Raw genomic sequence first — 24,400 nt, forward strand, 5'->3', positions numbered from 1 at the left:
TAGCAGACTCACTTGATAACGATTCGCATTATGCAGCGTACTATTTTAATCATTATTGGCTGGCTGGCGGTAGCCCTTGGCACAATCGGTGTGGTTCTTCCGCTATTGCCGACGACGCCGTTTATTCTGCTGGCTGCATGGTGCTTTGCTCGTTCATCACCGCGCTTTCACCAGTGGCTGCTTTATCGGTCGTGGTTCGGCAGTTATCTTCGCCACTGGCAGCGCTATCGGGCAATGCCGCCGGGCGCGAAACCGCGGGCAATCGCGCTGATTTTAGTGACGTTCGGCATCTCCCTGTGGCTGGTGAATATGCTTTGGGTACGCCTGCTGCTGCTCGCGATTCTGTGCGGATTATTAATTTTTATGTGGCGGATCCCGGTGGTTGATGCAGAACAACAAAAGTCGTGAACCGCATTAATGGTGTTGCAATTCTCTGAGCTAGCCAGTAAATTCTGGCGTTTTCGAGCCCAGGCGCGCCCGGTTAAAAATTAATCATTTGATGTTTTTAACCCGTTTTGCTCGCCTTAAGTAACACCGTTTTAATTAGGCACAAACCTATGACCGCAACCGCACAGCAGCTTGAATACCTGAAGAACAGCATCCAGAGCATCGAGGATTATCCGAAACCGGGCATCCTTTTCCGCGATGTCACAAGCTTACTGGAAGACCCGAAAGCTTACGCGCTCAGCATTGAACTGCTGGTCGAGAAGTACAAAGATGCCGGTATCACCAAAGTCGTGGGTACCGAAGCACGTGGTTTCTTGTTTGGCGCGCCGGTTGCCCTGGCGATGGGCGTCGGTTTTGTCCCGGTACGTAAACCGGGTAAATTGCCGCGTGAAACCATTGCCGAAAGCTACGAGCTGGAATACGGCACCGACCAGCTGGAAATCCACGTGGATGCGATTAAAGCCGGCGATAAAGTGCTGGTCGTCGACGATCTGCTGGCAACCGGTGGCACTATCGAAGCGACGGTGAAGCTGATTCGTCGTCTGGGTGGTGAAGTGCACGATGCGGCATTCATCATCAACCTGTTTGACCTCGGCGGCGAGCAGCGCCTGGAAAAACAGGGCATCACCAGCTACAGTCTGGTGAATTTCCCGGGTCACTAAGCATTTCCCGATACATAGCCTCGCCGAGTTGGCGGGGCTGTGGTAGCATTACCCCTTCAAGAATCCACCTTCCAGCGTTTCAGAGCCAGCCAATGAGTTATCAGGTCTTAGCCCGAAAATGGCGCCCACAAACCTTTGCTGACGTCGTCGGCCAGGAACATGTGCTGACCGCACTGGCGAACGGCTTATCGTTAGGGCGCATTCATCACGCATACCTCTTCTCCGGCACCCGGGGTGTGGGGAAAACCTCTATCGCCCGTTTACTGGCGAAAGGACTGAATTGCGAAACCGGCATCACCGCCACGCCGTGTGGTGTGTGCGATAACTGCCGGGAAATCGAACAGGGGCGCTTTGTCGATCTGATTGAGATCGATGCCGCCTCACGTACCAAAGTCGAAGATACTCGCGACCTGCTGGATAACGTCCAGTACGCGCCTGCGCGCGGTCGTTTTAAAGTCTATCTTATCGACGAAGTGCACATGCTCTCCCGTCACAGCTTTAATGCCTTGCTTAAGACGCTGGAAGAACCGCCTGCGCACGTTAAGTTCCTGCTGGCGACAACCGATCCGCAAAAGCTGCCGGTGACGATACTGTCGCGCTGCTTACAGTTCCATCTGAAAGCGCTGGACGTTGAGCAGATTCGCCATCAGCTCGAGCATATCCTCGACGAAGAACATATCACCCACGAACCTCGCGCTTTGCAACTGCTGGCGCGTGCGGCGGATGGCAGCCTGCGTGACGCTCTAAGCCTGACCGATCAGGCGATTGCCAGCGGTGATGGGCAACTGACCACCGTTTCAGTAAGTGAAATGCTCGGTACGCTGGACGATTCACAGGCGCTCTCGCTGATTGAATCGCTGGTGGCCGCGAACGGCGAGCAGGTGATGGAGCTGATTAACGATGCCGCGCTGCGTGGCGTCGACTGGGAAGCGTTGCTGATTGAAATGCAAAGCTTACTTCACCGCATCGCGATGGTTCAGCTTTCGCCTGCGGCGCTGGGCAGTGATATGGCGGCTGTTGAACAGCGGATGCGCAATCTGGCGCGTACCGTTCCGCCAACGGATATCCAGCTTTACTACCAGACGCTGTTGATCGGCCGCAAAGAATTGCCGTATGCGCCGGACAGACGTATGGGGATTGAAATGACGCTGCTGCGGGCGCTGGCATTCCATCCGAATGCGCCACTACCCGAACCGGAAGCGCCGCCGCAGACCTATGTCCCTGCCACTACGCCGGTGATGCAACCGCCGCAAGCGCCTGTGCAAAATAGCGCGCCGGTTACGCCGCCTGCGGCGACTCTGCCTGATTCAACCAATCAGGTGCTGGCCGCACGTCGCCAGCTCCAGCAGGGTAATCAGGGAGCAACCCAACCAAAAAAGAGTGAACCGGCAGCCGCCTCCCGCGTGCGGCCGGTGAACAACGCTGCGCTGGAAAGATTGGCTTCGGTAACCGAGCGCGTTCAGGCGCGTCCGGCGCCCTCGGCACTGACCAAGCCCGCGGCGAAAAAAGAGGCCTATCGCTGGAAAGCGACCACGTCAGTCGCTGAAGTACAAAAAGAAGCCGTCGCCACGCCTAAAGCGCTGAAAAAAGCGCTGGAGCATGAAAAGACGCCCGAGCTTGCCGTCAAGCTGATGGAAGAAGCCATCGAACGCGACGAGTGGGCGGCGCAGGTCAGCCAGATGGCGCTGCCCAAGCTGGTTGAACAGGTGGCGCTTAACGCGTGGAAAGAGCAAAACGGCAACGCCGTGTGTTTGCATCTACGCTCGACCCAGCGGCATCTTAATTCGCCGGGCTCGCTGCAAAAACTGTCCGAGGCCATGAGCACTTTATTCGGTGCGCCTGTTGAATTGACCATCGTTGAAGATGATAATCCGGCGGTGCGTACGCCGCTGGAGTGGCGACAGACCATTTATGAAGAAAAGCTCGCGCAGGCGCGCGAGTCGATTATCGCGGATAATAATATTCAGACCCTGCGCCGATTCTTCGATGCGGATCTGGATGAAGAGAGTATTCGCCCCATTTGACCGCAAGCGCTGCTTACGGTCGTTATTGTTTAACGTGACCTACAAAGAGAGAAGCCTATGTTTGGTGGTAAAGGCGGTCTGGGTAACCTGATGAAACAGGCCCAGCAGATGCAAGACAAAATGCAGAAAATGCAGGAAGAAATCGCCCAGCTGGAAGTCACCGGCGAATCCGGCGCAGGTCTGGTCAAAGTGACCATCAACGGCGCGCACAACTGCCGTCGCGTTGAAATCGACCCAAGCCTGCTGGAAGATGACAAAGACATGCTGGAAGATCTGGTGGCTGCGGCCTTCAACGATGCGGCGCGCCGTATTGATGAAACCCAGAAAGAAAAAATGGCGTCAGTCTCCTCCGGTATGCAGCTGCCGCCAGGCTTCAAGATGCCATTCTGATGCAAACCAGTCCGCTGTTAACTCAGCTGATGGAAGCATTGCGCTGTCTGCCGGGCGTTGGCCCGAAGTCAGCGCAGCGCATGGCGTTTACCCTGCTGCAGCGCGATCGCAGCGGCGGTATGCGTCTGGCGCAGGCGTTAACGCGCGCGATGTCGGAAATCGGCCACTGTGCCGATTGCCGCACCTTCACCGAGCAAGAGGTGTGTAACATCTGTTCGAACCCGCGTCGCCAGGAAAACGGTCAAATCTGCGTGGTGGAGAGTCCTGCGGACATCTACGCCATTGAGCAGACCGGACAATTTTCTGGCCGCTACTTCGTGCTGATGGGCCACCTCTCGCCGCTGGACGGCATCGGGCCGGACGATATCGGACTTGACCGCCTTGAGCAGCGTCTGGAAACGGAGCAGCTTACCGAGGTTATCCTCGCCACCAACCCCACGGTGGAAGGAGAGGCGACCGCTAACTACATCGCCGAGCTGTGCGCGCAGTCTGGTGTTGAAGCCAGCCGTATCGCTCATGGTGTGCCCGTCGGTGGCGAGCTGGAGATGGTCGATGGCACAACGCTGTCGCACTCCCTGGCCGGGCGTCATAAGATTCGTTTTTAATCAATCGGGAGCAGGATTTACTGCTCTCGCTTGAAATTCACTTTCCCTATCCCCATTTTCCTCTCATCGCTTTTTTTTACCTTGTAATCAGCATTGAGGTATTTTGCAATGAAAGGACAAGAAACCCGTGGCTTTCAGTCAGAAGTAAAACAGCTTCTGCACCTGATGATCCATTCTCTGTATTCCAATAAAGAGATCTTCCTGCGTGAGCTTATCTCTAACGCATCGGATGCCGCCGACAAACTGCGCTTCCGCGCGCTGTCCAACCCGGATCTGTATGAAGGTGACGGTGAACTGCGCGTTCGCGTCTCCTTTGATAAAGATAAGCGTACGTTGACCATTGCCGATAACGGCATTGGTATGAATCGCGACGAGGTTATCGACCACCTCGGGACCATCGCCAAATCTGGCACTAAAGCATTCCTTGAGTCCATGGGTTCTGACCAGGCGAAGGACAGCCAGCTTATCGGCCAGTTTGGGGTCGGTTTCTACTCGGCGTTTATCGTGGCTGATAAAGTGACCGTACGCACCCGTGCGGCAGGCGATAGCGCTGAAAACGGCGTGTTCTGGGAATCGGAAGGCGCAGGTGAATACACCGTTGCCGACATCACCAAAGACGATCGCGGCACCGAAATCACCCTGCACCTGCGTGAAGGCGAAGATGAGTTCCTCGACGACTGGCGCGTGCGCTCGATCATCAGCAAATATTCTGACCATATCGCGCTGCCGGTTGAAATCGAAAAATCCGAAGAGAAAGACGGCGAGACCGTGGTTTCCTGGGAGAAAATCAACAAGGCGCAGGCGCTGTGGACGCGTAACAAAGCGGAACTTAACGACGACGAATACAAAGAGTTCTATAAGCACATCGCCCACGACTTTACTGACCCGCTGACCTGGAGCCACAACCGCGTGGAAGGTAAGCAGGAGTACACCAGCCTGCTGTACATTCCATCCCAGGCGCCGTGGGATATGTGGAACCGTGACCATAAACACGGTCTGAAACTGTACGTACAGCGCGTCTTTATCATGGATGACGCTGAGCAGTTCATGCCGAACTACCTGCGTTTCGTTCGCGGGCTGATAGACTCCAACGATCTGCCGCTGAACGTGTCGCGTGAAATTCTGCAAGACAGCACCGTGACGCGTAACCTGCGTAATGCGCTGACCAAACGCGTATTGCAGATGCTGGATAAGCTGGCGAAAGACGATGCTGAGAAATACCTGACCTTCTGGAAACAGTTTGGTCTGGTGCTGAAAGAGGGACCTGCGGAAGATAACGGCAACCAGGAAGCGATCGCGAAACTGCTGCGCTTTGCCTCTACCCATACCGACTCTTCCGAGCAGAACGTGTCGCTGGCCGACTACGTTTCGCGCATGAAAGAAGGGCAGGAGAAGATTTACTACATCACTGCCGACAGCTATGCCGCGGCGAAGAGCAGCCCGCACCTCGAGCTGCTGCGTAAGAAAGGCATCGAAGTGTTGCTGCTTTCTGACCGCATCGATGAGTGGATGATGAACTACCTGACCGAGTTCGACGGCAAACCGTTCCAGTCCGTGGCGAAAGCCGATGAGTCAATCGACAAGCTGGCTGACGAAGTCGACGAAAGCGCAAAAGAAGCCGAAAAAGCGCTGACGCCATTCGTTGAGCGCGTGAAAACCCTGCTGGGCGATCGCGTGAAAGAGGTGCGTCTGACCCATCGTCTGACCGATACTCCGGCGATTGTCACCACCGATGCCGACGAGATGAGCACCCAGATGGCAAAACTGTTTGCCGCTGCGGGCCAGGCCGCGCCGGAAGTGAAATACATCTTTGAACTGAACCCGGATCACGTGCTGGTAAAACGCACGGCGGATACCGAAGATGAAGGTCAGTTTAAAGAGTGGGTTGAGCTGCTGCTTGACCAGGCGCTGTTTGCTGAGCGCGGTACGCTGGAAGATCCGAACCAGTTTATCCGTCGTATGAATCAGCTGCTGGTGTCATAAACGAGACCTGATATTGTAGCCCGGTCGAGCAACGCGACGCCGGGAGAGGCTCCGGCTCACCCCGGGGTCGGCATAAATGCCTCGCCCGGGCTACTTGTCCGGGCGATCGTTCTTAAACCCCTTTTACGTAAAATATCACCCCATTAACCGTTTCAGCCGACCCTCCTTCCTTGAGCCATCGCCGTTCTGGTGGTATCTTTTAGCGCTTTTTAAAAAATATCGACAACCTTTAAGGGGATTTTCGTAATGCGTATCATTCTGCTTGGCGCTCCGGGCGCGGGGAAAGGAACTCAGGCTCAGTTCATCATGGAGAAATATGGCATTCCGCAAATTTCCACCGGTGACATGCTGCGTGCCGCAGTAAAATCCGGCAGCGAGCTGGGCAAACAGGCCAAAGACATCATGGATGCGGGCAAACTGGTAACCGATGAACTGGTTATCGCGCTGGTAAAAGAGCGTATCTCTCAGGAAGACTGCCGCAATGGTTTCCTGCTGGACGGTTTCCCACGCACCATTCCTCAGGCTGATGCCATGAAAGAAGCGGGCATCAACGTTGACTACGTTCTGGAATTCGACGTACCGGACGATCTGATCGTTGACCGCATCATTGGTCGTCGTGTGCACGCGGCTTCCGGCCGTGTATACCACATCAAATTCAACCCACCTAAGGTTGAAGGCAAAGATGACGTGACCGGTGAAGACCTGACTACGCGTAAAGACGATCAGGAAGAAACCGTGCGTAAGCGTCTGGTGGAATACCATCAGATGACCGCGCCGCTTATCGGTTACTACTCTAAAGAAGCGCAGGCGGGTAACACCAAATACGCAAAAGTTGACGGCACCAAAGCCGTGGCTGACGTTCGCGCAGAGCTTGCGAAGATCCTCGGCTAATGTTGTGCCGCCATCCGATGCCGGATGGCGGCGTAAACGCCTTATCCGGCCTACACTCTCCGCAGGCCTGCCCTCAGGCAAAATGCGCCAGATAATCCCGTAGGCCTGATAAGCGCAGCGCCATCAGGCAAAATCCAACAGATTATCCCGTAGGCCTGATAAGCGCAGCGCCATCAGGCAAAATGCGTCAGATAATCCCGTAGTTCTGATAAGCGCAGCGCCCTCAGGCAAAATGCGTCAGATTATCCCGTAGGCCTGATAAGCGCAGCGCCATCAGGCAAAATGCGTCAAATAATCCCGTAGATCTGATAACCACAGCGCCCTCAGGCAAAATTGTCTCCCCACCTCTCACAGCAATTAGTTTTTCTTCTTCGCTTTTCCGCTACAATTATCAACAATTTGAATCGATAAGAGACGGTAATGCATTACAAGAAACCCGGTATTCTGCTGGTTAACCTCGGCACCCCCGACGCGCCGACGCCGGGCGCGATAAAGCGTTATCTGCTGCAATTCTTAAGCGACCGCCGCGTGGTTGATACCAATCGCCTGCTCTGGTGGCCGCTGCTGCGTGGGGTTATTCTCCCTATCCGTGCGCCGCGTGTTGCGAAGCTGTACCAATCCGTGTGGATGGAAGAAGGCTCCCCGCTGATGGTCTACAGCCGCCGCCAACAGCGCGCGCTGGCGGCTCATTTACCGGATGTGCCGGTGGTATTGGGCATGAGCTATGGCACGCCGTCACTGCAAAGCGCGGTTGATGAGCTTCTGGCGCACGACATCGATCAACTGATAGTGCTGCCGCTCTACCCGCAATACTCCTGTTCGACCGTTGCGGCGGTGTGGGATGAACTGGCGCGCATTCTGGCGAAGAAACGCGCAATTCCCAACGTATCATTTATTCGCGACTACGCGACCGACCACGGCTATATTCAGGCGCTGGCAGCCAGTGCTCAGGCTTCATTTGCGCGCCATGGCGAACCGGACGTGCTGCTGCTGTCCTATCACGGCATTCCACAGCGCTACGCCCGCGAAGGGGATGATTATCCGCAACGCTGCCGCGATACCACCCGTGAGTTGGTTTCAGCGTTAGGCATTTCACCGGATAAAGTGATGATGACCTTCCAGTCACGCTTTGGCCGGGAGTCGTGGCTTACGCCGTACACTGACGAAACGCTGAAAATGCTCGGTGAAAAAGGCGTTAAGCATATTCAGGTGATGTGTCCGGGATTCTCGGCCGACTGTCTGGAAACGCTTGAAGAGATTGCGGTACAAAACTGCGAGGTGTTCCTCGAGGCAGGCGGTCAGAAATATGAATATATTCCGGCGCTGAATGACGATCCGTTGCATATCGCGATGATGGCCAATTTGACTGCGCAATACCGTTGATCGCAAGCAGGCGGGGGAGTGTGCTACTATTCTCCGCCTGTTAAAGCCACTCAAAAATCACCATGAAATTTCCCGGTAAACGCAAATCCAAACACTATTTCCCGGTGGACGCACGCGATCCATTGTTAAAACAGATCCAGCCTGAGAGCGAAACTAGCATCTCGTGGGTCGTCGGTATTGACCAGACGCTGGTGGATATCGAAGCCAGGGTCGACGACGCGTTTATCGAGCGCTATGGCCTGAGCGCTGGCCACTCTCTGGTGATTGAAGATGATGTGGCTGAAGCGCTGTATCAGGAACTGGTGCGCGAAAATCTGATTACCCACCAGTTCGCTGGCGGTACCATCGGCAATACCATGCACAACTACTCGGTGCTGGCGGACGATCGCTCCGTATTGCTGGGCGTGATGTGCAGCAATATCGAAATTGGCGGCTACGCCTATCGCTATCTGTGCAATACCTCCAGCCGTACCGATCTGAACCACCTGCAAGGTGTTGATGGACCGATTGGCCGCTGCTTTACGCTGATTGGCGACGCCGGTGAGCGTACCTTTGCGATAAGCCCTGGCCATATGAATAAACTGCGCCCGGAAAGTATCCCTGAATCCGTTATCGCAGGCGCTTCTGCTCTGGTGCTGACCTCCTATTTAGTGCGCTGCAAACCTGGCGAACCGATGCCGGATGCCACGATGCAGGCTATCGCTTACGCCAAAAAATATGACGTGCCGGTAGTGTTGACGCTGGGTACAAAGTTTGTGATCGCCGAAAGCCCGGAATGGTGGCAGAGCTTTATCAAAGACAACGTGTCGATTCTGGCGATGAACGAAGAAGAAGCCGAAGCTTTAACCGGCCTGAGCGACCCGTTGCTGGCGGCGGATAAAGCGCTGGATTGGGTGGATCTGGTGTTGTGTACCGCCGGGCCAACCGGGCTGTATATGGCAAGCTTTACCGAGAACGAGACAAAACGTAAAACTCAACATCCTCTGTTGCCGGGTGCTATTGCTGAATTTAACCAGTACGAATTCAGCCGCGCGGTGCGTTTTAAAGATTGCCAGGATCCGCTGCGTATTTACTCACATATCGCACCGTTTATGGGCGGACCTGAGAAAATCATGAACACCAATGGTGCCGGTGATGGCGCGCTGGCGGCGCTACTGCATGATATTACCGCCAACGCTTATCACCGCACGAATGTGCCGAACTCCAGCAAGCATCAGCTAAACTGGCTGACCTACTCGTCGCTGGCGCAGGTGTGTAAGTATGCAAACCGGGTGAGTTATCAGGTATTGAACCAGCATTCACCGCGTCTGACACGCGGCCTGCCGGAAAAAGAAGATAGTCTGGAAGAGGCGTACTGGGAACGTTAAGTCCGAGCTGTCCCGGGGTCACTGCGTTCGCCCGGGCTACATTTTGTTGTGGTGCTGCGTTTGCCCGGGCTACATTTTCCCCGGATTGTGATTATTGATCGGGCTACATATCCCTTGTAGCCCGGCCAAGCGCAGCGCCGCCGGGAACGCACAATCTTACCCGCTAACCGCCTCTTTCAACGGCGGCTCGCTCAATAGCCCAAGCATCGTTTTGGCAATCTCACGCTCGCCCATCACCACCTCATTGGCGCCACGTTCGCTGATGTATGCCACTTCATCATCGTAATGCGCACGGGCGATAATTTCGAGATTTGGGCACTTCTCACGGGCGCTGGCGACGATTTCTCCGGCTTCGTAGCCGTTAGGAATGGTCAGCAGCAGCCAGCGCGCGCAGTCCAGATGCGCCAGATTCATAATCTCTTCATTGGCCGCATTGCCCAGCACCGCACGAATACCTCGCTCACGCAGCTCATCGACCCGCGTACGTGACGTTTCAATGACGACGAGCGGAATCCCCTGAGCCATTAATTTCTCGCCCAGCAGGCTGCCTACGCGACCATAACCCACCAGCAGCGCATGGTTGCAGATATCCACCGGAATTTGCGTCTCGTCTTCCATCGCTTCTTCCAGCGTTTGCTCCTCCAGAGTTTCGGTTTTCTCGAGGAACTTCTCCAGCAGCGTAAACAGCACCGGATTGAGCATAATGGAGAGGATAGCGCCGGCCAGTACCAGATTCTGTCCAGCCTGCGGGAGCAGACCCAGCATCATTCCCAGACCAGCCAGGATAAAGGCGAATTCACCAATCTGCGCAAGGCTAGTAGCGATAGTTAATGCCGTGCGCTGCGAGTGACCAAACAGACGCACCAACCCGAATGCCGCCAGCGACTTACCGAAGATGATGATAGCCAGCGTCCCCAGAACGGCCAGCGGCTGCTCAATCAGAATGTAAGGGTCGAACAGCATGCCGACGGAGACAAAGAACAGCACGGCAAAGGCGTCGCGTAATGGCAACGTATCGTGTGCGGCGCGGTGGCTGAGCTCAGATTCGTTTAACACCATACCGGCGAAGAAGGCGCCCAGCGCGAAGGAGACGTCAAACAGTTCCACAGCGCCAAAGGCGATTCCCAGCGCTAGCGCCAGTACCGACAGCGTAAACAATTCACGAGAACCGGTAGCGGCGCTACGGGCAAGGATCCATGGCACCAGGCGACGGCCAACCAGCATCATAATGGCAATAAATGCCACCACTTTACCAATAGTAATAGCCATATCGAGAGCCAGCGAGGCGAAGCCGATGTTCTCTTTTTCCATCATTCCGGCGACTGCTGGCAGCAGTACCAGCGTCAGCACCATCACCAGATCTTCAACAATCAGCCAGCCGATGGCGATTTGTCCTCGTTGACTATCAATGAGTTGCCGCTCTTCCAGCGCGCGTAAGAGCACGACGGTACTGGCGGTGGAAAGACATAAACCAAAGACGATACCGGTCATCATCGACCAGCCTAAGAAGGTGGCAAGCAGCATCCCCAGTAGCGTGGCGACGGCTATCTGGGCAATCGCGCCGGGGATGGCGATGGCTTTTACTGCCATCAGATCCTTGAGTGAGAAGTGGAGACCCACGCCAAACATCAGCAATATCACGCCGAGTTCTGCCAGTTCCGGCGCAAGTTTAGTATCAGCAACAAATCCTGGAGTGAATGGCCCGGCCAGTACGCCCGCTAATAAATAACCCACCAGTGGTGAAATTCTTAACTTATTGGCAATCATGCCAAGGAAAAAAGCGAGCACAAGGCCACCAACAATGGTGGTAATAAGCGGTGTGGCGTGATGCATTCCGTCTCCTTTCGTCGTGATGCGTGGTTCCATTTTTGGCGCAGAGTGTCAAAACAGCCTGAAAACCAAAAAGCCTGGTAATAGTTTATGACAATTTTCACTATTATGTTTGTGAATAATTGTTGAATTTAGCTAAAAAATTGAATTTTCGGAGTAAACGGCACAAAAGTGAAAATTAAACGAGATAAGTCAGGTAAGGGGCGAGCTTGCGCGGAGATGGGGGCAGCCAAAGAGAGACTTTGGCTGCCGGGAACTTAGTGTTTTTGCCGGTTATCAGGTAAGAATATGGTCAACATCCCAATAAGTGGTAGGAAAGCACATATTTTATAGACCAATTCGATGCTGGTGTGGTCGGCTACCAGCCCCAACACCGCAGCCCCTAAGCCTCCCATGCCGAAGGCGAAACCGAAGAATAGGCCAGAAACCATGCCAATTCGCCCTGGTAATAGCTCCTGAGCGTACACCAGGATGGCGGAAAATGCTGAGGCAAGGATAAATCCAATAATCACCGTCAAAATACCGGTCCACCACAGGGTTGCATAGGGTAAAAGGAGGGTGAAAGGCGCAACGCCGAGGATAGAGCCCCAAATAACATATTTACGCCCGATTTTATCGCCTACAGGGCCACCAATCACCGTACCTGCGGCAACGGCGAACAGGAACGCAAACAAATGTATCTGGGCATTTTGTACCGATAATCCGAATTTTTGCATCAAATAAAAGGTGTAATAGCTGCTAATGCTCGCCATATAGAAGTATTTGGAGAAAATCAGCATTAACAGGATGCAAACCGCCAGGATAACCTTGTTCTTAGGCAGCGGATTGATAATCGGCGCTTTAGGCTTGCCTTTGTTCATACGATGCTGTGCGGCATACCAGCGGCTAACCTGGGCCAGCACGACAATCGCCAGCAGGGCGGCAAGAACAAACCAGGCCACATTTCCTTTACCGTAAGGCGCGATGATTACCGCTGCAAGCAATGGCCCCAATGAGCTGCCGAAATTGCCGCCAACCTGGAAAATAGACTGCGCCAACCCGTGACGTCCGCCGGAAGCCATACGGGCAACGCGGGAGGATTCCGGGTGGAATACCGATGAACCGGTACCGACAAGCGCTGCGGCCAGTAAAACGGTGCCAAAGCTTCCTGCCAGCGCCAGCAGCACCAGACCGCTTAACGTAAAGCACATCCCCACCGGCAAAGACCACGGCATTGAGCGTTTATCGGTGATGTAGCCGATAACGGGCTGGAATAGGGACGAGGTGAGCTGGAAGGTCAGCGTGATCATGCCTATCTGCACAAAGGAGAGTGAAAACTCTGATTGCAGCAGCGGATAGATTGCCAGTATCAGCGACTGAATCATGTCGTTTAGCAGGTGGGAGAGGCTGATTGCTCCCAGGATGCCAAATGCAGTACGACCCTGTTGCGAGGACGCAGAAGGGCCAGGCCGGTTAGGGCTGGTTTCAGAGATTGCCATAGATTCCACTTGTCATTTATCGAGCGATGTTGGGGATATATACGCTTTAATAATTATTATCAGACTAAGATACCTGCCTAAGACGTTTGAAGGAAGTCTCATTTCTGAAAACAAATTAGACTAATATTTCAGAGCGTTGTAATTTCTGCGGTTGTTATTCACTCAGGGAGAGAATTATGCGATTCGTCAAACGGGGCGTGGCGTTGGCGATGCTGGCAGCATTATCTGTCACCAGCTTACCGGCACAGGCTTACCAGCAAGATAAAACTTATAAAATCACCATTTTGCATACCAACGATCATCACGGGCACTTCTGGCGCAGTGAATATGGTGAATACGGCCTGGCGGCGCAAAAAACGCTGGTGGATGGCATCCGTAAAGAGGTGGCTGCAGAAGGCGGCAGCGTGCTACTGCTCTCCGGCGGGGATATCAACACCGGTGTACCGGAATCCGATCTCCAGGATGCTGAACCGGACTTTCGCGGCATGAATCTGGTCGGTTATGACGCAATGGCGGTCGGTAACCACGAATTTGATAATCCGATGAGCGTGCTGCGCCAGCAGGAAAAATGGGCCAAATTCCCGTTCCTCTCCGCCAATATCTACCAGAAAAGTACCGGTGAACGCCTGTTTAAACCCTGGGCGCTGTTTAAACGCCAGGATCTGAAAATTGCCGTAATTGGTTTAACCACCGACGATACGGCGAAAATCGGTAACCCGGAATATTTTACCGATATCGAATTTCGCAAACCGGCGGACGAAGCCAAACTGGTGATTCAGGAGCTACAGCAAAATGAGAAGCCAGACCTCATTCTGGCGACGACCCATATGGGTCACTACGATAACGGCGAACACGGTTCTAACGCACCGGGCGATGTAGAGATGGCGCGCAGCCTGCCAGCAGGCTCTCTGGCGATGATTGTGGGCGGTCACTCACAAGATCCTGTGTGTATGGCGTCAGAGAATAAAAAGCAGGTGGATTATGTTCCTGGCACCCTCTGTGCGCCGGATAAACAAAACGGTATCTGGATTGTTCAGGCCCATGAATGGGGTAAATACGTCGGCCGTGCGGACTTTGAATTCCGTAACGGCGAGATGAAGCTGGTGCATTATCAGCTGATCCCGGTCAATCTGAAGAAGAAAGTGACCTACGACAACGGGCAGAGTGAGCGCGTACTTTACACCCCGCAAATCCCTGAAAGCCCACAGATGCTCTCCCTGCTAACGCCTTTCCAGAGCAAAGGGAAAGCGCAGCTGGACGTCAAAGTGGGCAGCGTCAACGGGCAACTGGAAGGTGACCGCAGCAAAGTTCGTTTTGTGCAGACCAACATGGGACGTCTGATTCTGGCGGCGCAAATGGCGCGCACCGGCGCTGATTTCGGCGTCATGAGCGGTGGCGGTATTCGCGATTCTATTGAGTCGGGCAATATCACCTATAAGAACGTGCTGAAGGTACAGCCGTTTGGCAACGTGGTGGTTTACGCTGACATGAGTGGGAAAGAAGTCATTGAGTACCTGACCGCCGTGGCTCAGATGAAGCCGGATTCCGGTGCTTACCCGCAGTTTGCCAACGTGAGCTTTGTGGCGAAGGGGGGAAAGCTCAACGACCTGAAAATCAAAGGTGAACCGATTGATCCTGCGAAAACTTATCGTATGGCAACGCTTAGCTTCAACGCCACCGGTGGCGATGGTTATCCAAAAATTGATACCAAATCGGGGTATGTGAATACCGGTTTTATCGATGCTGAGGTGCTCAAACAGTATATTGAGCAAAATTCACCGCTGGATGTGAATGCTTACGAACCGAAAGGTGAAGTGAGCTGGCAGTAAGGTTTTGAGTCGTTCCCGGCGGCGCTGCGCTTGGCCGGGCGACAAATATGCAAACATTCGTTCGCACGGTTTACCAATATGCACGAACGTAGCCCGGCCAAGCGCAGCGCCGCCGGGTTTACACAGGCGAGCGCAAGCGCCCCCTGGGATAACCCTCAATCCCGACGCGCAATATCCGCAAACGTTGCGCCAAGGATCTTCGCCAAATCCACCGCCGCCAGTTCAATATCCAGCCCGCGTTTACCGCCGGACACAAAGATAGAGCTAAATTCCTGCGATGGCGCGTCAATGACCGTCGGTAGCCTTTTTTTCTGCCCTAATGGACTGATCCCACCGACCAGATAACCGGTCACGCGCTGAGCCACCAGCGGATCGGCCATATCGACTTTTTTCGCGCCGAGCGCTTTGGCCACTTTCTTCAGATCTAGCTGCCCGGCGACCGGCGTCACGGCAACAGCAAGCTGCTTCATATCGCCGTTCATGGCTACCAGCAACGTTTTATAAACCTGATCGGCGTTAAGGCCTAATTTACGCACCACCTCATCGCCAAAGTTTGTCTCATTGGGATCGTGATCGTAGGTATGGATGCTAAACGGGATTTTGTTCTTTTCGAGTAACTTAACGGCGGGAGTCATAGCCTTCCTTCTTACTTCTAACGAGATATGAGGCCAGCATACGCCCGAAAGCGGACTAAAAAATAGTATAATCTTGCGCAATAGGTCTTGGCAGTTGCGGTAACTTTGAGCGACAATCGAAGGATCCGGAGTGAAAACGCCGGGATAATAATAATGATGAAATTCCTCTTTGACGGGCCAATAGAAATATTGGCCATTTTTTTATTTCAACATCTGCGGCAGATTGCCCTCGCCATAAAGATGTAACGCCCCAACGGCCACCACGTAGCGCCCCGGCGGCAGCGCCTGCAGGCTGTCGCGCCAGGCCTCATTGCGTTTCACCATCAACACATCATAAAGCGACTGGCTGAAGGTATTGGGCAGCGAAGCCGTCCCGTTCGACGGCGGCTGTTGTAGCCACCAGCCAATCATCACCTGCAACAAGCGCGCATTGGTATGCCAGTGGGTGAGCGTATCATCAAGCAGCGCCATGCCGCCGTCGGGCAACTGGCACAGCAGCGCAATCTGGCTGTCAGCGCCCTCCAGCTCTTTTACCGGTAGCGCGCTTTCACGAGCGGCCGTTAAAAGCTGATAATCGATGCCGTAATCCGGCCGCAGCCCCAATCTTTGCGCTTGCGTTGCCTGAAGCACCATCGCTATCTGCCACAGCGGCTGGCTATCAAAACGAGACAGCGGTAAACCTTGTTCATCCGCCAGTTTTTCCAGGCAGGCAAGCTGCGTCTCGTTAAGCCTTTCGTCAAGCGGCGGGCAGACCGGCAGATTGCTAAACGGCGTGTCGTTACCCGAAATATCCGCTTCGACAATCAGGGCATCGGCCTGACGTAATTTCTTGATGAGTCTGGCGGGAAGCGGGGCCATATCACGCGTCCCCATATGAATACTGCCGATGAGATGCAAGTGGCGACCGCCGGGCAGGGAAACGTCAATCGCAGGCCAACTGTAGGGCGAACCACGCAGGGCGCGCCACAGGCGTTGTAGGTGAATTACCAGACTCATTCGCGCTCCCTGAAGCCAAAATCTCATGCTAGCGCGATGCAAGAAAAGGTGCAAATGCGTCCCCCGTGACGGGGGGACGGGGAGATTACTGCTTCGGTTTAAACCGCAGCAGGCGGTTAGCGTTACTCACCACCGTAATCGACGAAAGCGCCATCGCTGCACCTGCAACCACCGGATTCAGCAGCGTGCCGGTCAGCGGCCACAGGATCCCGGCGGCAATCGGAATGCCGAGCGAGTTATAAATAAATGCACCCAGCAGGTTCTGCTTCATGTTGCGCAGCGTGGCGCGGGAGATGGCCAGCGCATCCGCCACACCAACCAGACTGTGACGCATCAGGGTGATAGCCGCCGTTTCAATGGCGACATCGCTACCGCCACCCATGGCGATGCCTACATCGGCTTGCGCCAGCGCAGGGGCATCATTAATACCGTCACCGATCATCGCCACTTTCTGCCCCTGGGCCTGTAAATCAATAATCGCTTGTGCTTTACCGTCTGGCAGTACGCCCGCAATCACCTCATCAATACCCGCTTCTTTGGCAATGGCCTTGGCCGTGACCGGGTTATCACCGGTGAGCATCACCAGACGATAACCTTCGCGGTGCAGGCGCTGCAATGCGGCAACACTATCGTTGCGCAGCGGATCGCGGATAGCGAACAGCGCGGCGGCCTGACCATCGATGGCTAAGAGCACCGGCGTCGCACCAAGCGCTGCCTGTTGGGCCAGCTCATCGTCGAGTTCTTGAGTCGAGACCTGCTCCTCGTGCATCAACGCCTGGTTACCCAGCAGCAAACGATGCCCGTCCACCTCGCCGCTAACCCCTAAACCGCGTAACGTGCGGAATGCACTCACCTGTGGCAACGATTTTTGCGCGGCTTTTTCCATAATGGCGCGCGCCAGCGGATGATTGGAACCTTGCTCCAGCGCAGCGGCCAGACGCAGGGCGGTGGCTTCACTGATAGCGCCGAGCGTTTTCACCGCCACCACCTGCGGTTTGCCCTCGGTCAGGGTGCCGGTTTTATCAAATACCAGCGTTGTCAGCTCACTGGCACGCTGTAACGCGTCGGCATCCCGCACCAGTACGCCATATTCCGCAGCGCGACCGACGCCGGAGATAATGGACATCGGCGTCGCCAGACCTAACGCACACGGACAGGCGATAATCAGTACCGTGGTGGCAATCACCAGGGTATAGACAATCTGCGGTGCGGGGCCAAAGAAGTACCAGATGGCGGCGCTAAAAATGGCGATACCAACGACCACCGGCACGAACACCGCCGAGATTTTGTCGGCAAGCTGGCCAATTTCCGGCTTGCTGCTTTGCGCCTGACGCACCATCTTAATAATGCGTGACAACGTGGTATGGCTGCCGACCGCACTGGCGCAAAACAGGACAGAACCGTCCTGCACAACGGTACCGGCGTGAATGGTGTCGCCGTCGCTTTTTTGCTGTGGGATCGGTTCGCCGGTCAGCATCGCTTCATCAAACCAGGCTTCGCCCTGATTAATCTCACCATCCACCGGCACGCGGTCACCGGTTGCCAGACGTAGGATCATGCCAGGCTGGACTTCCGCCAGCGGCACGGTTTTTTCACCCTCGTCGGTCACCACGCGCGCGGTAGGCGGCGTGAGATCGAGTAATTTCTCCAGCGCCCGGGACGAACGCTGACGTGCTCGCGCTTCCAGCATATGCCCGAGGTTAATCAGGCCGATAATCATGGCGCTGGCTTCATAATAGAGGTGGCGGGCTTCCATTGGGAACCACTGTGGCCACAGGTTGACGCTCATGGAGTACAGCCACGCTACACCCGTGCCGAGCGCAACCAGCGTATCCATGGTGGCGGTGCGATTTTTCAGGCTTGTATAGGCGCTACGATAAAAGTGACCGCCTGCAAAAACCATCACTGCAAGGGTGACAAGGCCGATAACCAACCACAGTGAACGGTTATCGTCGGTGACCATCATGTTGTCGCCGAACATCCCCCACACCATCACCGGAATACCGACCAACAGGGCGACAATCGCCTGCCAGCGAAAACGCTTCATGGTCGCCAGCGCCGTTTCCTGCTGACGTTCACGGCGCTCAAGGTCGTCTTCAATCGCTTCCGCGCCGTAGCCAGCTTTCTCAACGGCCTGCACTAAATCGCTGGCGGAGACATTGCCCATCACGAGGGCCGTGCGCTCCGCCAGGTTTACCCGTGCCTGTACGACGCCCGGTACGGCTTGCAGCGCCTTTTGTACCCGGGAGACGCAGCTGGCGCAGCTCATTCCGCTTAACAGCAATTGTTGGCTGTCATCGATATCCTGTGCTGCCGGAAGCTCAGGGGTGGCCGCTGTCAGTGCTTCCGACGGGAGTGATGACTCTGCCAGCGGTTTAGCCTTTGGGTGGCTTAGCTCCGCGCCGTAACCGGCTTGTTTAATGGTGTCGATGAGCGATTCAGCGCTGGCGCTGCCGATAACGTGCGCAGCTTCAATGGTGACGTCTGCCTGTTCGACGTCAGGGCGTTGTTCCAGACTCTCTTTCACGCGTTTCACGCAGTGGCCGCAGGACAGACCGTCCAGTGCCAGATCGATGGTATGAGACATATCACGTTCCTCAATAATGAATGACCAATAATCTGTTTTGGTCTACAGTTATGAAGGTTAAACCTTCCAGCAAGGGGAAGGTCAAGGGGGAAAAGTGAATATCAGTGATGTTGCCAAAAAAACCGGCTTAACCAGTAAAGCCATTCGCTTTTATGAAGAGAAGGGGCTGGTGACGCCGCCGCTGCGCAGCGAGAACGGCTACCGCAGCTATACGCAAAAGCACCTTGATGAGTTTACGTTACTACGCCAGGCGCGACAGGTAGGATTTAATCTGGAAGAATGCGGCGAGCTGGTGAATCTGTTTAATAACCCCAAGCGTCACAGTGCAGATGTGAAGGCCTATACGCTACAGAAAGTGGCCGATATCGAGCGGCACATCAGCGATTTACAGGCGATGCGCGACCAGCTTCTCACGCTTGCGGCATCGTGCCCGGGCGATGACAGCGCCGACTGTCCGATTATTGATAATCTGTCCGGCTGCTGCCATCGTAAAGCCCAGGCCTGATACTTAACGCGAAGGGACGAGTCTGATGCGCAAGACTATCCCTTCCACCGCAATCACTTCTACTTTGCTGCCCGCCAGGAGATCGTCATCAGCCACGACCGGCCACGAACTGTCGCCGACGCGCATATGACCGCGCCCGTTGACCAGCGTGTTATCGAGCGTAAAGCGTTGCCCCAAAAGCTGCTGACCGCGTTGGTTAAGTCGGCTTTCGTTCGGACGCTGACGTCCGCTCCGCAGGCTTAACCATTTCCACCATAGCCAGGCTGCCAGCAGCGTGAGCACCGCAAAAAGCGTACCCTGCCACTCCCAGCCAATCGGCAGTACCCAGGTCAGTAACCCGGTGACCGCCGCCGCCATGCCGCTCCACAGCAAATAGCCGCTGCCGCCGAGCATTTCTGCTGCCAGCAGCAGGCCGCCAAGGCTTAACCAAAAGAGGTGAGGGTGCGCCAGAATAAGGGCAATCATTATGATTTCCGGTCGCTTGCGCTGTCTTTAACCAGTTCGGCAATCCCGGCAATCGAGCCCATCAGACTGCTGGCATCCAGCGGCATCATCACCACTTTGCTGTTATTAGCAGAACCAATTTGCTGTAGCGCGTCGGTATACTTCTGCGCGACGAAGTAGTTGATCGCCTGGATGTCACCGGCGGCAATCGCCTCAGAAACCATTTTGGTTGCCTGGGCTTCAGCTTCCGCCGAACGTTCACGCGCTTCTGCTTGCAGGAAGGCTGATTGACGCTCACCTTCGGCAGTCAGGATTTGCGCCTGTTTTTCACCTTCAGCCTTAACGATTTGCGCCTGACGAATCCCCTCGGCTTCCAGAATGTAAGCACGTTTGGTACGTTCCGCTTTCATCTGCGCGTTCATTGCATCAATCAGCTCAGCCGGTGGGCGCACGTCGCGAATTTCAATACGGGTGATTTTGATGCCCCAGGGATTGGTGGCTTCATCAACAATATGCAGCAGGCGCGTATTGATGTTATCGCGCTGGGAGAGCATTTCGTCGAGCTCCATCGAACCGAGCACCGTACGAATGTTGGTCATCGTCAGGTTGATAATCGCCAGCTCAAGGTTGCTTACTTCATAGGCCGCTTTAGGTGCATCAATCACCTGAATAAAGCAGACGGCATCGATAGATACGTTGGCGTTGTCTTTAGAAATGACTTCCTGAGATGGGATGTCGAGGACCTGTTCCATCATATTGATTTTGCGACCGATGCGGTCCATAAACGGTACCACCAGGCTCAAACCCGGGTGCAGCGTTTTGGTATAGCGCCCAAAACGTTCAACCGTCCATTGATAGCCTTGTGGCACGATTTTGACACCAGCGGCAACCACCACTAACGCCACAAAGATAAGAATAGGGATAAATACCAGCATAAAACCTCCTGTTTAACTGTCCGTAACGTCAACAAGTATATCGGCAATGGCGGTGAAATTCGCCCCCCGAAATTAATTGGCGTTACACTAAGGGAACTAAAAGTACGAATCAGGACAATGGAAGGCCATGCAGGATAATAACGCTATTTTACAGCTCCAGAATGTGAGCTTTGATATTGGTGGGAATACCATTCTTAAAGAGGTCAACCTTAAACTTGCGCCCGGCGAGTTTAAGCTGATTACCGGGCCGTCGGGCTGTGGTAAAAGCACGCTGCTAAAGATAGTGGCCTCGCTGCTTTCCCCCAGCGCCGGGGAGATCCTCTTTGAAGGCAAAGATATTAATACGCTCTCGCCGGAAACGTATCGTCAGCAGGTGTCGTATTGCGCGCAAACGCCCGCGCTATTTGGCGATACGGTTTATGACAACCTTATTTTCCCGTGGCAAATTCGCCAGCAGAATCCGCAACCAGACCGCTTTCTCGCACAGCTTACGCGATTTGGCCTGACCGAAGAGACGCTCTCTAAATCGATTAACGAACTCTCAGGGGGAGAAAAGCAGCGGGTGTCGTTAATTCGTAATCTGCAATTTCTGCCTAAAGTGCTGCTGCTCGATGAAATTACCAGCGCGCTCGACGAGCAGAATAAAAAGAACGTCAACGACATTATTCATCGCTACGTGCGCGATAAGCAGGTGGCGGTGCTATGGGTGACGCACGATAAAGATGAAATAAGTCATGCGGATGAGGTAATAACGCTGCCATCCCACCATGCAAGCGTGCAGGAGGCTCATCATGAATGATCATATTATTACTAACGAATCGTTAGCCCTGTCGATGGTGCTGGTGCTTATCGCCGTACTGGTCAGCTACCGGGAAAAACTGGCGCTGGAAAAAGACATTATCTGGAGTATCTGCCGGGCGGTCGTGCAACTGGTGATTGTTGGCTACGTGCTGAAGTATATCTTTAACGTTAATCACGCGGTGCTGACGCTGTGTATGGTGCTGTTTATCTGCTTTAACGCCGCCTACAACGCGCAAAAGCGCAGTAAATATATCAGCAACGCGTTTGTTTCCTCATTTATCGCCATCACCACCGGAGCGGGGCTGACGCTGGCGGTGCTGGTGTTTTCCGGCTCGATTGCCTTTGTGCCAATGCAGGTTATCCCTATTTCCGGGATGATCGCCGGTAACGCGATGATTGCCGTGGGGCTGTGCTACAACAATCTGGGACAGCGCTTTAGCGCTGAACAGCAGCAGATTCAGGAGAAGTTAAGCCTGGGGGCAACGCCGAAAATGGCCTCAGCGCGGCTTATTCGCGAAAGTATTCGCGCTTCGCTTATCCCCACCGTGGATTCAGCGAAAACCGTGGGGCTGGTGAGCTTGCCGGGAATGATGTCGGGGCTGATTTTTGCCGGTATTGATCCGGTGAAAGCGATTAAGTATCAGATAATGGTGACGTTTATGCTGCTGTCTACCGCCAGTCTGTCAACGATTATTGCCTGTTACCTGACCTATCGGAAATTTTACAACGCTCGCCATCAATTAGTCGTGACGCAGTTGAAGAAGAGTGCATGAGGGATTCCCGGCGGCGCTGCGCTTGGCCGGGCTACTTGTTATTGGTAGCCCGACCAGGCATAACGCAGCGTCGTTGTCGGATGGCGGCATATCCCGCCCGATTGCAGATTATTGGTAGCCCGGCCAAGCGCAGCGCCGCCGGGATCGCACCGTTAGTACAACAGCGAATAAAGCAGACGACGATACTTCGATGCCAACGCATCGCCCGTACCGAGCGCCGCCAGAATTTCCTGCAACATTTTGCGCGCCTGACCGTCGGCCGCGCCGAGATCTTTACGCAAATGGCTGAAAAGCAGCTCCAGCGCTTCTTCATTACGCCCAACCTGATGCAGCTGCAGCGCCAGTTTAGACGCCAGTTCTGCGTCATCTGGATTCTGCTCAACCTGCTGCTGAAGCTGTTGAATCTCTGGCGTATCTGCCGCCTGCTTAAGCAGCTCAATCTGCGCCAGCAAGCCTTGATAACGGGTATCCTGATCCTGTAGCGGAATAGTTTTCAGCACCGCTTCGGCATCTTCAGAACGGTTCAGCGCAATCTGCGTTTCTGCCAGCAACAGGCCAATCTGGCTATCCTGACCTGAAAGCTGCCACGCATCTTTGAGCAGCGGCAGCGCTTCGGCGTGATTGCCTTCCTGAATCAGTGCCAGCGCCTGCTGCGCTTTCAACTCTTCTTCACGCGGCAGCACTTTTTCCAGCAGCGCACGAATCGCTTCTTCCGGCTGTGGCCCCTGGAAGCCGTCAACCGGCTGCCCGTTCTGGAACAGGTAAACGGTAGGGATTGCGCGCAGACCAAACTGGGAAGCGACCAATTGCTGGGCGTCACAGTCAACTTTCGCCAGAATAAACTGACCGTTGTACTGCGCGGCCAGGCTTTCCAGCACCGGCGTGAGCTCCAGACAATGCTGGCTACGTTCAGACCAGAAATAGAACAGCACCGGAATGGAAGCCGACTGCTCCAGAGTCTGGTGCAGGTTAGCTTCTGTAATGTTTACGATATTCTGTACGGACATAAGTCATTCTCTATAGTCAGTTTGTATTCGAGATGAGGGCAAAAGTGTGCACTTCAACCTAGCCTTGCAGAATTTTGTCCATCAATCGCCCTGGCAACAGACGTTTGAGCCAGCCCACGGCGTGGGTCACTAACGTCACCGGATAGCGCAGCTTAGGCTTATCGCTGATAAATGCGTGGCGCACTTTGGCGACTACCGCGTCCGGGCCAAGGGTAAAGCGTGCGGCAATACCGGGGTTCTCAACCGTTTTATCGCTGGTTTGATTCACATTTTCGGTAAAGCGGGTGCGGATAGGGCCGGGTTCGATCAGGCTGACCTTCACACCGGAGTGACGCAACTCCATACGCAGGGCATCAGACCATGCTTCCAGCGCGTATTTACTGGCGGCGTAAGCGCCGCGGCCTGGGGTTGAAATCAAGCCCATCACTGATGACGTCATGACGATACGCCCTTCGCCGTGCGGCACCATGGCAGGCAACAGGCGCATAGTCAGCTGGTGGACGCCAAAAAAGTTGGCGGAAAATTGCTGCACCATCTGCGCGCGGCTAATGCTCTCCAGCGGGCCATAAACGCCGTAGCCCGCATTATTAAACAGGCCAAAGAGGCGATTGTGGGTGAGGGCAATCACCTGATCCGCAGCGTTATCCACGCTCTCCGGGCTGTCCAGATCAAGCAAAATGCCGGTCAGCCCCATGCCGTCCATGCGTCTAACGTCATCGGGTTTGCGGCAGGCAGCCAGTACGTGAAACCCCTGACGCTTTAACTCAAGCGCACTTTCCAGGCCAATCCCGCTGGAACATCCTGTAATTAAGACCGATTTTTGCATAA

22 protein-coding genes and 1 other annotated feature are annotated in these 24,400 nt (G+C 54.6%); of the genes, 13 read left to right on the top strand and 9 right to left on the bottom strand.

The annotated features are described in order from the left end of the window. The first annotated feature begins 30 nt into the window (after window positions 1–30). From ACIPDS_RS12695 to ACIPDS_RS12735, 9 genes are all read left to right on the top strand, one after another. Window positions 31–408 carry a DUF454 family protein gene (locus ACIPDS_RS12695; protein ID WP_400736150.1) on the top strand — a complete coding sequence of 126 codons (378 nt, stop codon included), beginning with the start codon at window positions 31–33 and terminating at the stop codon, window positions 406–408. A gap of 149 nt (window positions 409–557) precedes the next feature. Beyond that, a complete protein-coding gene (gene apt / locus ACIPDS_RS12700; RefSeq protein WP_166514727.1) occupies window positions 558–1,109 on the top strand; it encodes an adenine phosphoribosyltransferase in 552 nt (183 codons plus the stop codon). Between the two features lie 92 nt (window positions 1,110–1,201). After that, window positions 1,202–3,133, top strand: coding sequence for a DNA polymerase III subunit gamma/tau (dnaX, locus tag ACIPDS_RS12705; protein ID WP_400736154.1), 1,932 nt, complete (start codon window positions 1,202–1,204; stop codon window positions 3,131–3,133). Further along, window positions 2,463–2,527 (top strand) — a sequence feature (DnaX frameshifting element). It overlaps the preceding gene by 65 nt. Before the next feature lie 57 nt (window positions 3,134–3,190). Then, entirely contained in the window at window positions 3,191–3,523 is a 333-nt protein-coding gene (locus ACIPDS_RS12710) for a YbaB/EbfC family nucleoid-associated protein (RefSeq protein WP_052283815.1), read from the top strand. After that, entirely contained in the window at window positions 3,523–4,128 is a 606-nt protein-coding gene (gene recR, locus ACIPDS_RS12715; RefSeq protein WP_061282030.1) for a recombination mediator RecR, read from the top strand. Before ACIPDS_RS12710 ends, recR begins: the two co-directional genes overlap by 1 nt. A 108-nt stretch (window positions 4,129–4,236) precedes the next feature. Beyond that, entirely contained in the window at window positions 4,237–6,111 is a 1,875-nt protein-coding gene (htpG, locus tag ACIPDS_RS12720) for a molecular chaperone HtpG (RefSeq protein ID WP_400736159.1), read from the top strand. A 246-nt stretch (window positions 6,112–6,357) separates the two neighbouring features. Then, the gene (adk, locus tag ACIPDS_RS12725; RefSeq protein ID WP_166514730.1) at window positions 6,358–7,002 is read left to right on the top strand and encodes an adenylate kinase; all 645 of its coding nucleotides are present in this window, start codon (window positions 6,358–6,360) and stop codon (window positions 7,000–7,002) included. A 420-nt stretch (window positions 7,003–7,422) separates the two neighbouring features. Then, on the top strand, window positions 7,423–8,385 hold the full coding sequence (hemH, locus tag ACIPDS_RS12730; RefSeq protein ID WP_400736163.1) for a ferrochelatase: 963 nt from the start codon (window positions 7,423–7,425) through the stop codon (window positions 8,383–8,385). Window positions 8,386–8,447: 62 nt separating this feature from the next. Further along, window positions 8,448–9,752: an inosine/guanosine kinase gene (locus ACIPDS_RS12735; RefSeq protein ID WP_400736166.1), complete on the top strand. Its 1,305-nt coding sequence runs from the start codon at window positions 8,448–8,450 to the stop codon at window positions 9,750–9,752. A 156-nt stretch (window positions 9,753–9,908) separates the two neighbouring features. On the opposite strand, the gene ybaL is transcribed toward ACIPDS_RS12735, so the two are convergent. Together ybaL and ACIPDS_RS12745 are read right to left on the bottom strand one after the other, a co-directional pair. Then, window positions 9,909–11,585 (bottom strand): YbaL family putative K(+) efflux transporter, encoded by a 1,677-nt coding sequence (gene ybaL / locus ACIPDS_RS12740; RefSeq protein ID WP_400736169.1) that lies wholly within the window; start codon window positions 11,583–11,585, stop codon window positions 9,909–9,911. Between the two features lie 254 nt (window positions 11,586–11,839). Further along, window positions 11,840–13,060, bottom strand: coding sequence for an MFS transporter (locus ACIPDS_RS12745; RefSeq protein ID WP_400736173.1), 1,221 nt, complete (start codon window positions 13,058–13,060; stop codon window positions 11,840–11,842). Window positions 13,061–13,236: 176 nt separating this feature from the next. On the opposite strand from ACIPDS_RS12745, the gene ushA reads away from it, so the two are divergent. Beyond that, on the top strand, window positions 13,237–14,889 hold the full coding sequence (ushA, locus tag ACIPDS_RS12750; protein WP_400736176.1) for a bifunctional UDP-sugar hydrolase/5'-nucleotidase UshA: 1,653 nt from the start codon (window positions 13,237–13,239) through the stop codon (window positions 14,887–14,889). A gap of 155 nt (window positions 14,890–15,044) precedes the next feature. Here the strand turns inward: ushA and ybaK are convergent, their stop codons facing one another. The 3 genes from ybaK to copA form a co-directional block, all read right to left on the bottom strand. Further along, window positions 15,045–15,524 carry a Cys-tRNA(Pro)/Cys-tRNA(Cys) deacylase YbaK gene (gene ybaK / locus ACIPDS_RS12755; protein ID WP_166514736.1) on the bottom strand — a complete coding sequence of 160 codons (480 nt, stop codon included), beginning with the start codon at window positions 15,522–15,524 and terminating at the stop codon, window positions 15,045–15,047. A 201-nt stretch (window positions 15,525–15,725) separates the two neighbouring features. After that, complete coding sequence (locus tag ACIPDS_RS12760; protein WP_400736180.1) at window positions 15,726–16,520, bottom strand: TraB/GumN family protein; 795 nt, start codon at window positions 16,518–16,520, stop codon at window positions 15,726–15,728. Between the two features lie 85 nt (window positions 16,521–16,605). Then, a complete protein-coding gene (copA, locus tag ACIPDS_RS12765; protein ID WP_400736183.1) occupies window positions 16,606–19,107 on the bottom strand; it encodes a copper-exporting P-type ATPase CopA in 2,502 nt (833 codons plus the stop codon). 94 nt (window positions 19,108–19,201) lie between these two features. On the opposite strand from copA, the gene cueR reads away from it, so the two are divergent. Continuing rightward, entirely contained in the window at window positions 19,202–19,612 is a 411-nt protein-coding gene (gene cueR, locus ACIPDS_RS12770; RefSeq protein ID WP_166514739.1) for a Cu(I)-responsive transcriptional regulator, read from the top strand. Between the two features lie 3 nt (window positions 19,613–19,615). Here cueR and ACIPDS_RS12775 read toward each other — a convergent pair whose 3' ends face one another. Further along, window positions 19,616–20,077, bottom strand: coding sequence for an NfeD family protein (locus ACIPDS_RS12775; protein ID WP_400736187.1), 462 nt, complete (start codon window positions 20,075–20,077; stop codon window positions 19,616–19,618). Continuing rightward, window positions 20,077–20,991 carry an SPFH domain-containing protein gene (locus ACIPDS_RS12780; RefSeq protein WP_166514741.1) on the bottom strand — a complete coding sequence of 305 codons (915 nt, stop codon included), beginning with the start codon at window positions 20,989–20,991 and terminating at the stop codon, window positions 20,077–20,079. The genes ACIPDS_RS12775 and ACIPDS_RS12780 overlap by 1 nt, the downstream gene beginning before the upstream one ends. Before the next feature lie 127 nt (window positions 20,992–21,118). Here ACIPDS_RS12780 and fetA point away from each other — a divergent pair, with 127 nt between their 5' ends. Both fetA and fetB read left to right on the top strand, forming a co-directional pair. Next, complete coding sequence (fetA, locus tag ACIPDS_RS12785; protein ID WP_400736191.1) at window positions 21,119–21,790, top strand: iron efflux ABC transporter ATP-binding subunit FetA; 672 nt, start codon at window positions 21,119–21,121, stop codon at window positions 21,788–21,790. Further along, entirely contained in the window at window positions 21,783–22,565 is a 783-nt protein-coding gene (fetB, locus tag ACIPDS_RS12790) for an iron efflux ABC transporter permease subunit FetB (RefSeq protein ID WP_166514743.1), read from the top strand. The genes fetA and fetB overlap by 8 nt, the downstream gene beginning before the upstream one ends. Window positions 22,566–22,717: 152 nt before the next feature. On the opposite strand, the gene ACIPDS_RS12795 is transcribed toward fetB, so the two are convergent. Both ACIPDS_RS12795 and ACIPDS_RS12800 read right to left on the bottom strand, forming a co-directional pair. Next, window positions 22,718–23,572 carry a co-chaperone YbbN gene (locus ACIPDS_RS12795; protein WP_400736195.1) on the bottom strand — a complete coding sequence of 285 codons (855 nt, stop codon included), beginning with the start codon at window positions 23,570–23,572 and terminating at the stop codon, window positions 22,718–22,720. A 58-nt stretch (window positions 23,573–23,630) separates the two neighbouring features. Beyond that, entirely contained in the window at window positions 23,631–24,398 is a 768-nt protein-coding gene (locus ACIPDS_RS12800; protein ID WP_166514745.1) for an SDR family oxidoreductase, read from the bottom strand. Window positions 24,399–24,400 lie beyond the last annotated feature (2 nt).

The sequence above is a fragment of the Kluyvera sp. NPDC087067 genome (assembly GCF_044745165.1).
GTDB lineage: Bacteria > Pseudomonadota > Gammaproteobacteria > Enterobacterales > Enterobacteriaceae > Kluyvera.

Excerpts from the sequence above, each read along its gene's own strand:
- ACIPDS_RS12795 (WP_400736195.1), bottom strand. The coding sequence starts at position 23,572 with ATGTCCGTACAGAATATCGTAAACATTACAGAAGCTAACCTGCACCAG.
- ACIPDS_RS12760 (WP_400736180.1), bottom strand. The coding sequence starts at position 16,520 with ATGAGTCTGGTAATTCACCTACAACGCCTGTGGCGCGCCCTGCGTGGT.
- fetB (WP_166514743.1), top strand. The coding sequence starts at position 21,783 with ATGAATGATCATATTATTACTAACGAATCGTTAGCCCTGTCGATGGTG.
- apt (WP_166514727.1), top strand. The coding sequence starts at position 558 with ATGACCGCAACCGCACAGCAGCTTGAATACCTGAAGAACAGCATCCAG.
- ACIPDS_RS12710 (WP_052283815.1), top strand. The coding sequence starts at position 3,191 with ATGTTTGGTGGTAAAGGCGGTCTGGGTAACCTGATGAAACAGGCCCAG.
- fetA (WP_400736191.1), top strand. The coding sequence starts at position 21,119 with ATGCAGGATAATAACGCTATTTTACAGCTCCAGAATGTGAGCTTTGAT.
- ACIPDS_RS12735 (WP_400736166.1), top strand. The coding sequence starts at position 8,448 with ATGAAATTTCCCGGTAAACGCAAATCCAAACACTATTTCCCGGTGGAC.
- ACIPDS_RS12745 (WP_400736173.1), bottom strand. The coding sequence starts at position 13,060 with ATGGCAATCTCTGAAACCAGCCCTAACCGGCCTGGCCCTTCTGCGTCC.
- ushA (WP_400736176.1), top strand. The coding sequence starts at position 13,237 with ATGCGATTCGTCAAACGGGGCGTGGCGTTGGCGATGCTGGCAGCATTA.
- htpG (WP_400736159.1), top strand. The coding sequence starts at position 4,237 with ATGAAAGGACAAGAAACCCGTGGCTTTCAGTCAGAAGTAAAACAGCTT.
- ACIPDS_RS12775 (WP_400736187.1), bottom strand. The coding sequence starts at position 20,077 with ATGATTGCCCTTATTCTGGCGCACCCTCACCTCTTTTGGTTAAGCCTT.
- ybaL (WP_400736169.1), bottom strand. The coding sequence starts at position 11,585 with ATGCATCACGCCACACCGCTTATTACCACCATTGTTGGTGGCCTTGTG.
- copA (WP_400736183.1), bottom strand. The coding sequence starts at position 19,107 with ATGTCTCATACCATCGATCTGGCACTGGACGGTCTGTCCTGCGGCCAC.
- ACIPDS_RS12800 (WP_166514745.1), bottom strand. The coding sequence starts at position 24,398 with ATGCAAAAATCGGTCTTAATTACAGGATGTTCCAGCGGGATTGGCCTG.
- dnaX (WP_400736154.1), top strand. The coding sequence starts at position 1,202 with ATGAGTTATCAGGTCTTAGCCCGAAAATGGCGCCCACAAACCTTTGCT.
- hemH (WP_400736163.1), top strand. The coding sequence starts at position 7,423 with ATGCATTACAAGAAACCCGGTATTCTGCTGGTTAACCTCGGCACCCCC.
- ACIPDS_RS12780 (WP_166514741.1), bottom strand. The coding sequence starts at position 20,991 with ATGCTGGTATTTATCCCTATTCTTATCTTTGTGGCGTTAGTGGTGGTT.
- ACIPDS_RS12695 (WP_400736150.1), top strand. The coding sequence starts at position 31 with ATGCAGCGTACTATTTTAATCATTATTGGCTGGCTGGCGGTAGCCCTT.
- recR (WP_061282030.1), top strand. The coding sequence starts at position 3,523 with ATGCAAACCAGTCCGCTGTTAACTCAGCTGATGGAAGCATTGCGCTGT.
- ybaK (WP_166514736.1), bottom strand. The coding sequence starts at position 15,524 with ATGACTCCCGCCGTTAAGTTACTCGAAAAGAACAAAATCCCGTTTAGC.
- adk (WP_166514730.1), top strand. The coding sequence starts at position 6,358 with ATGCGTATCATTCTGCTTGGCGCTCCGGGCGCGGGGAAAGGAACTCAG.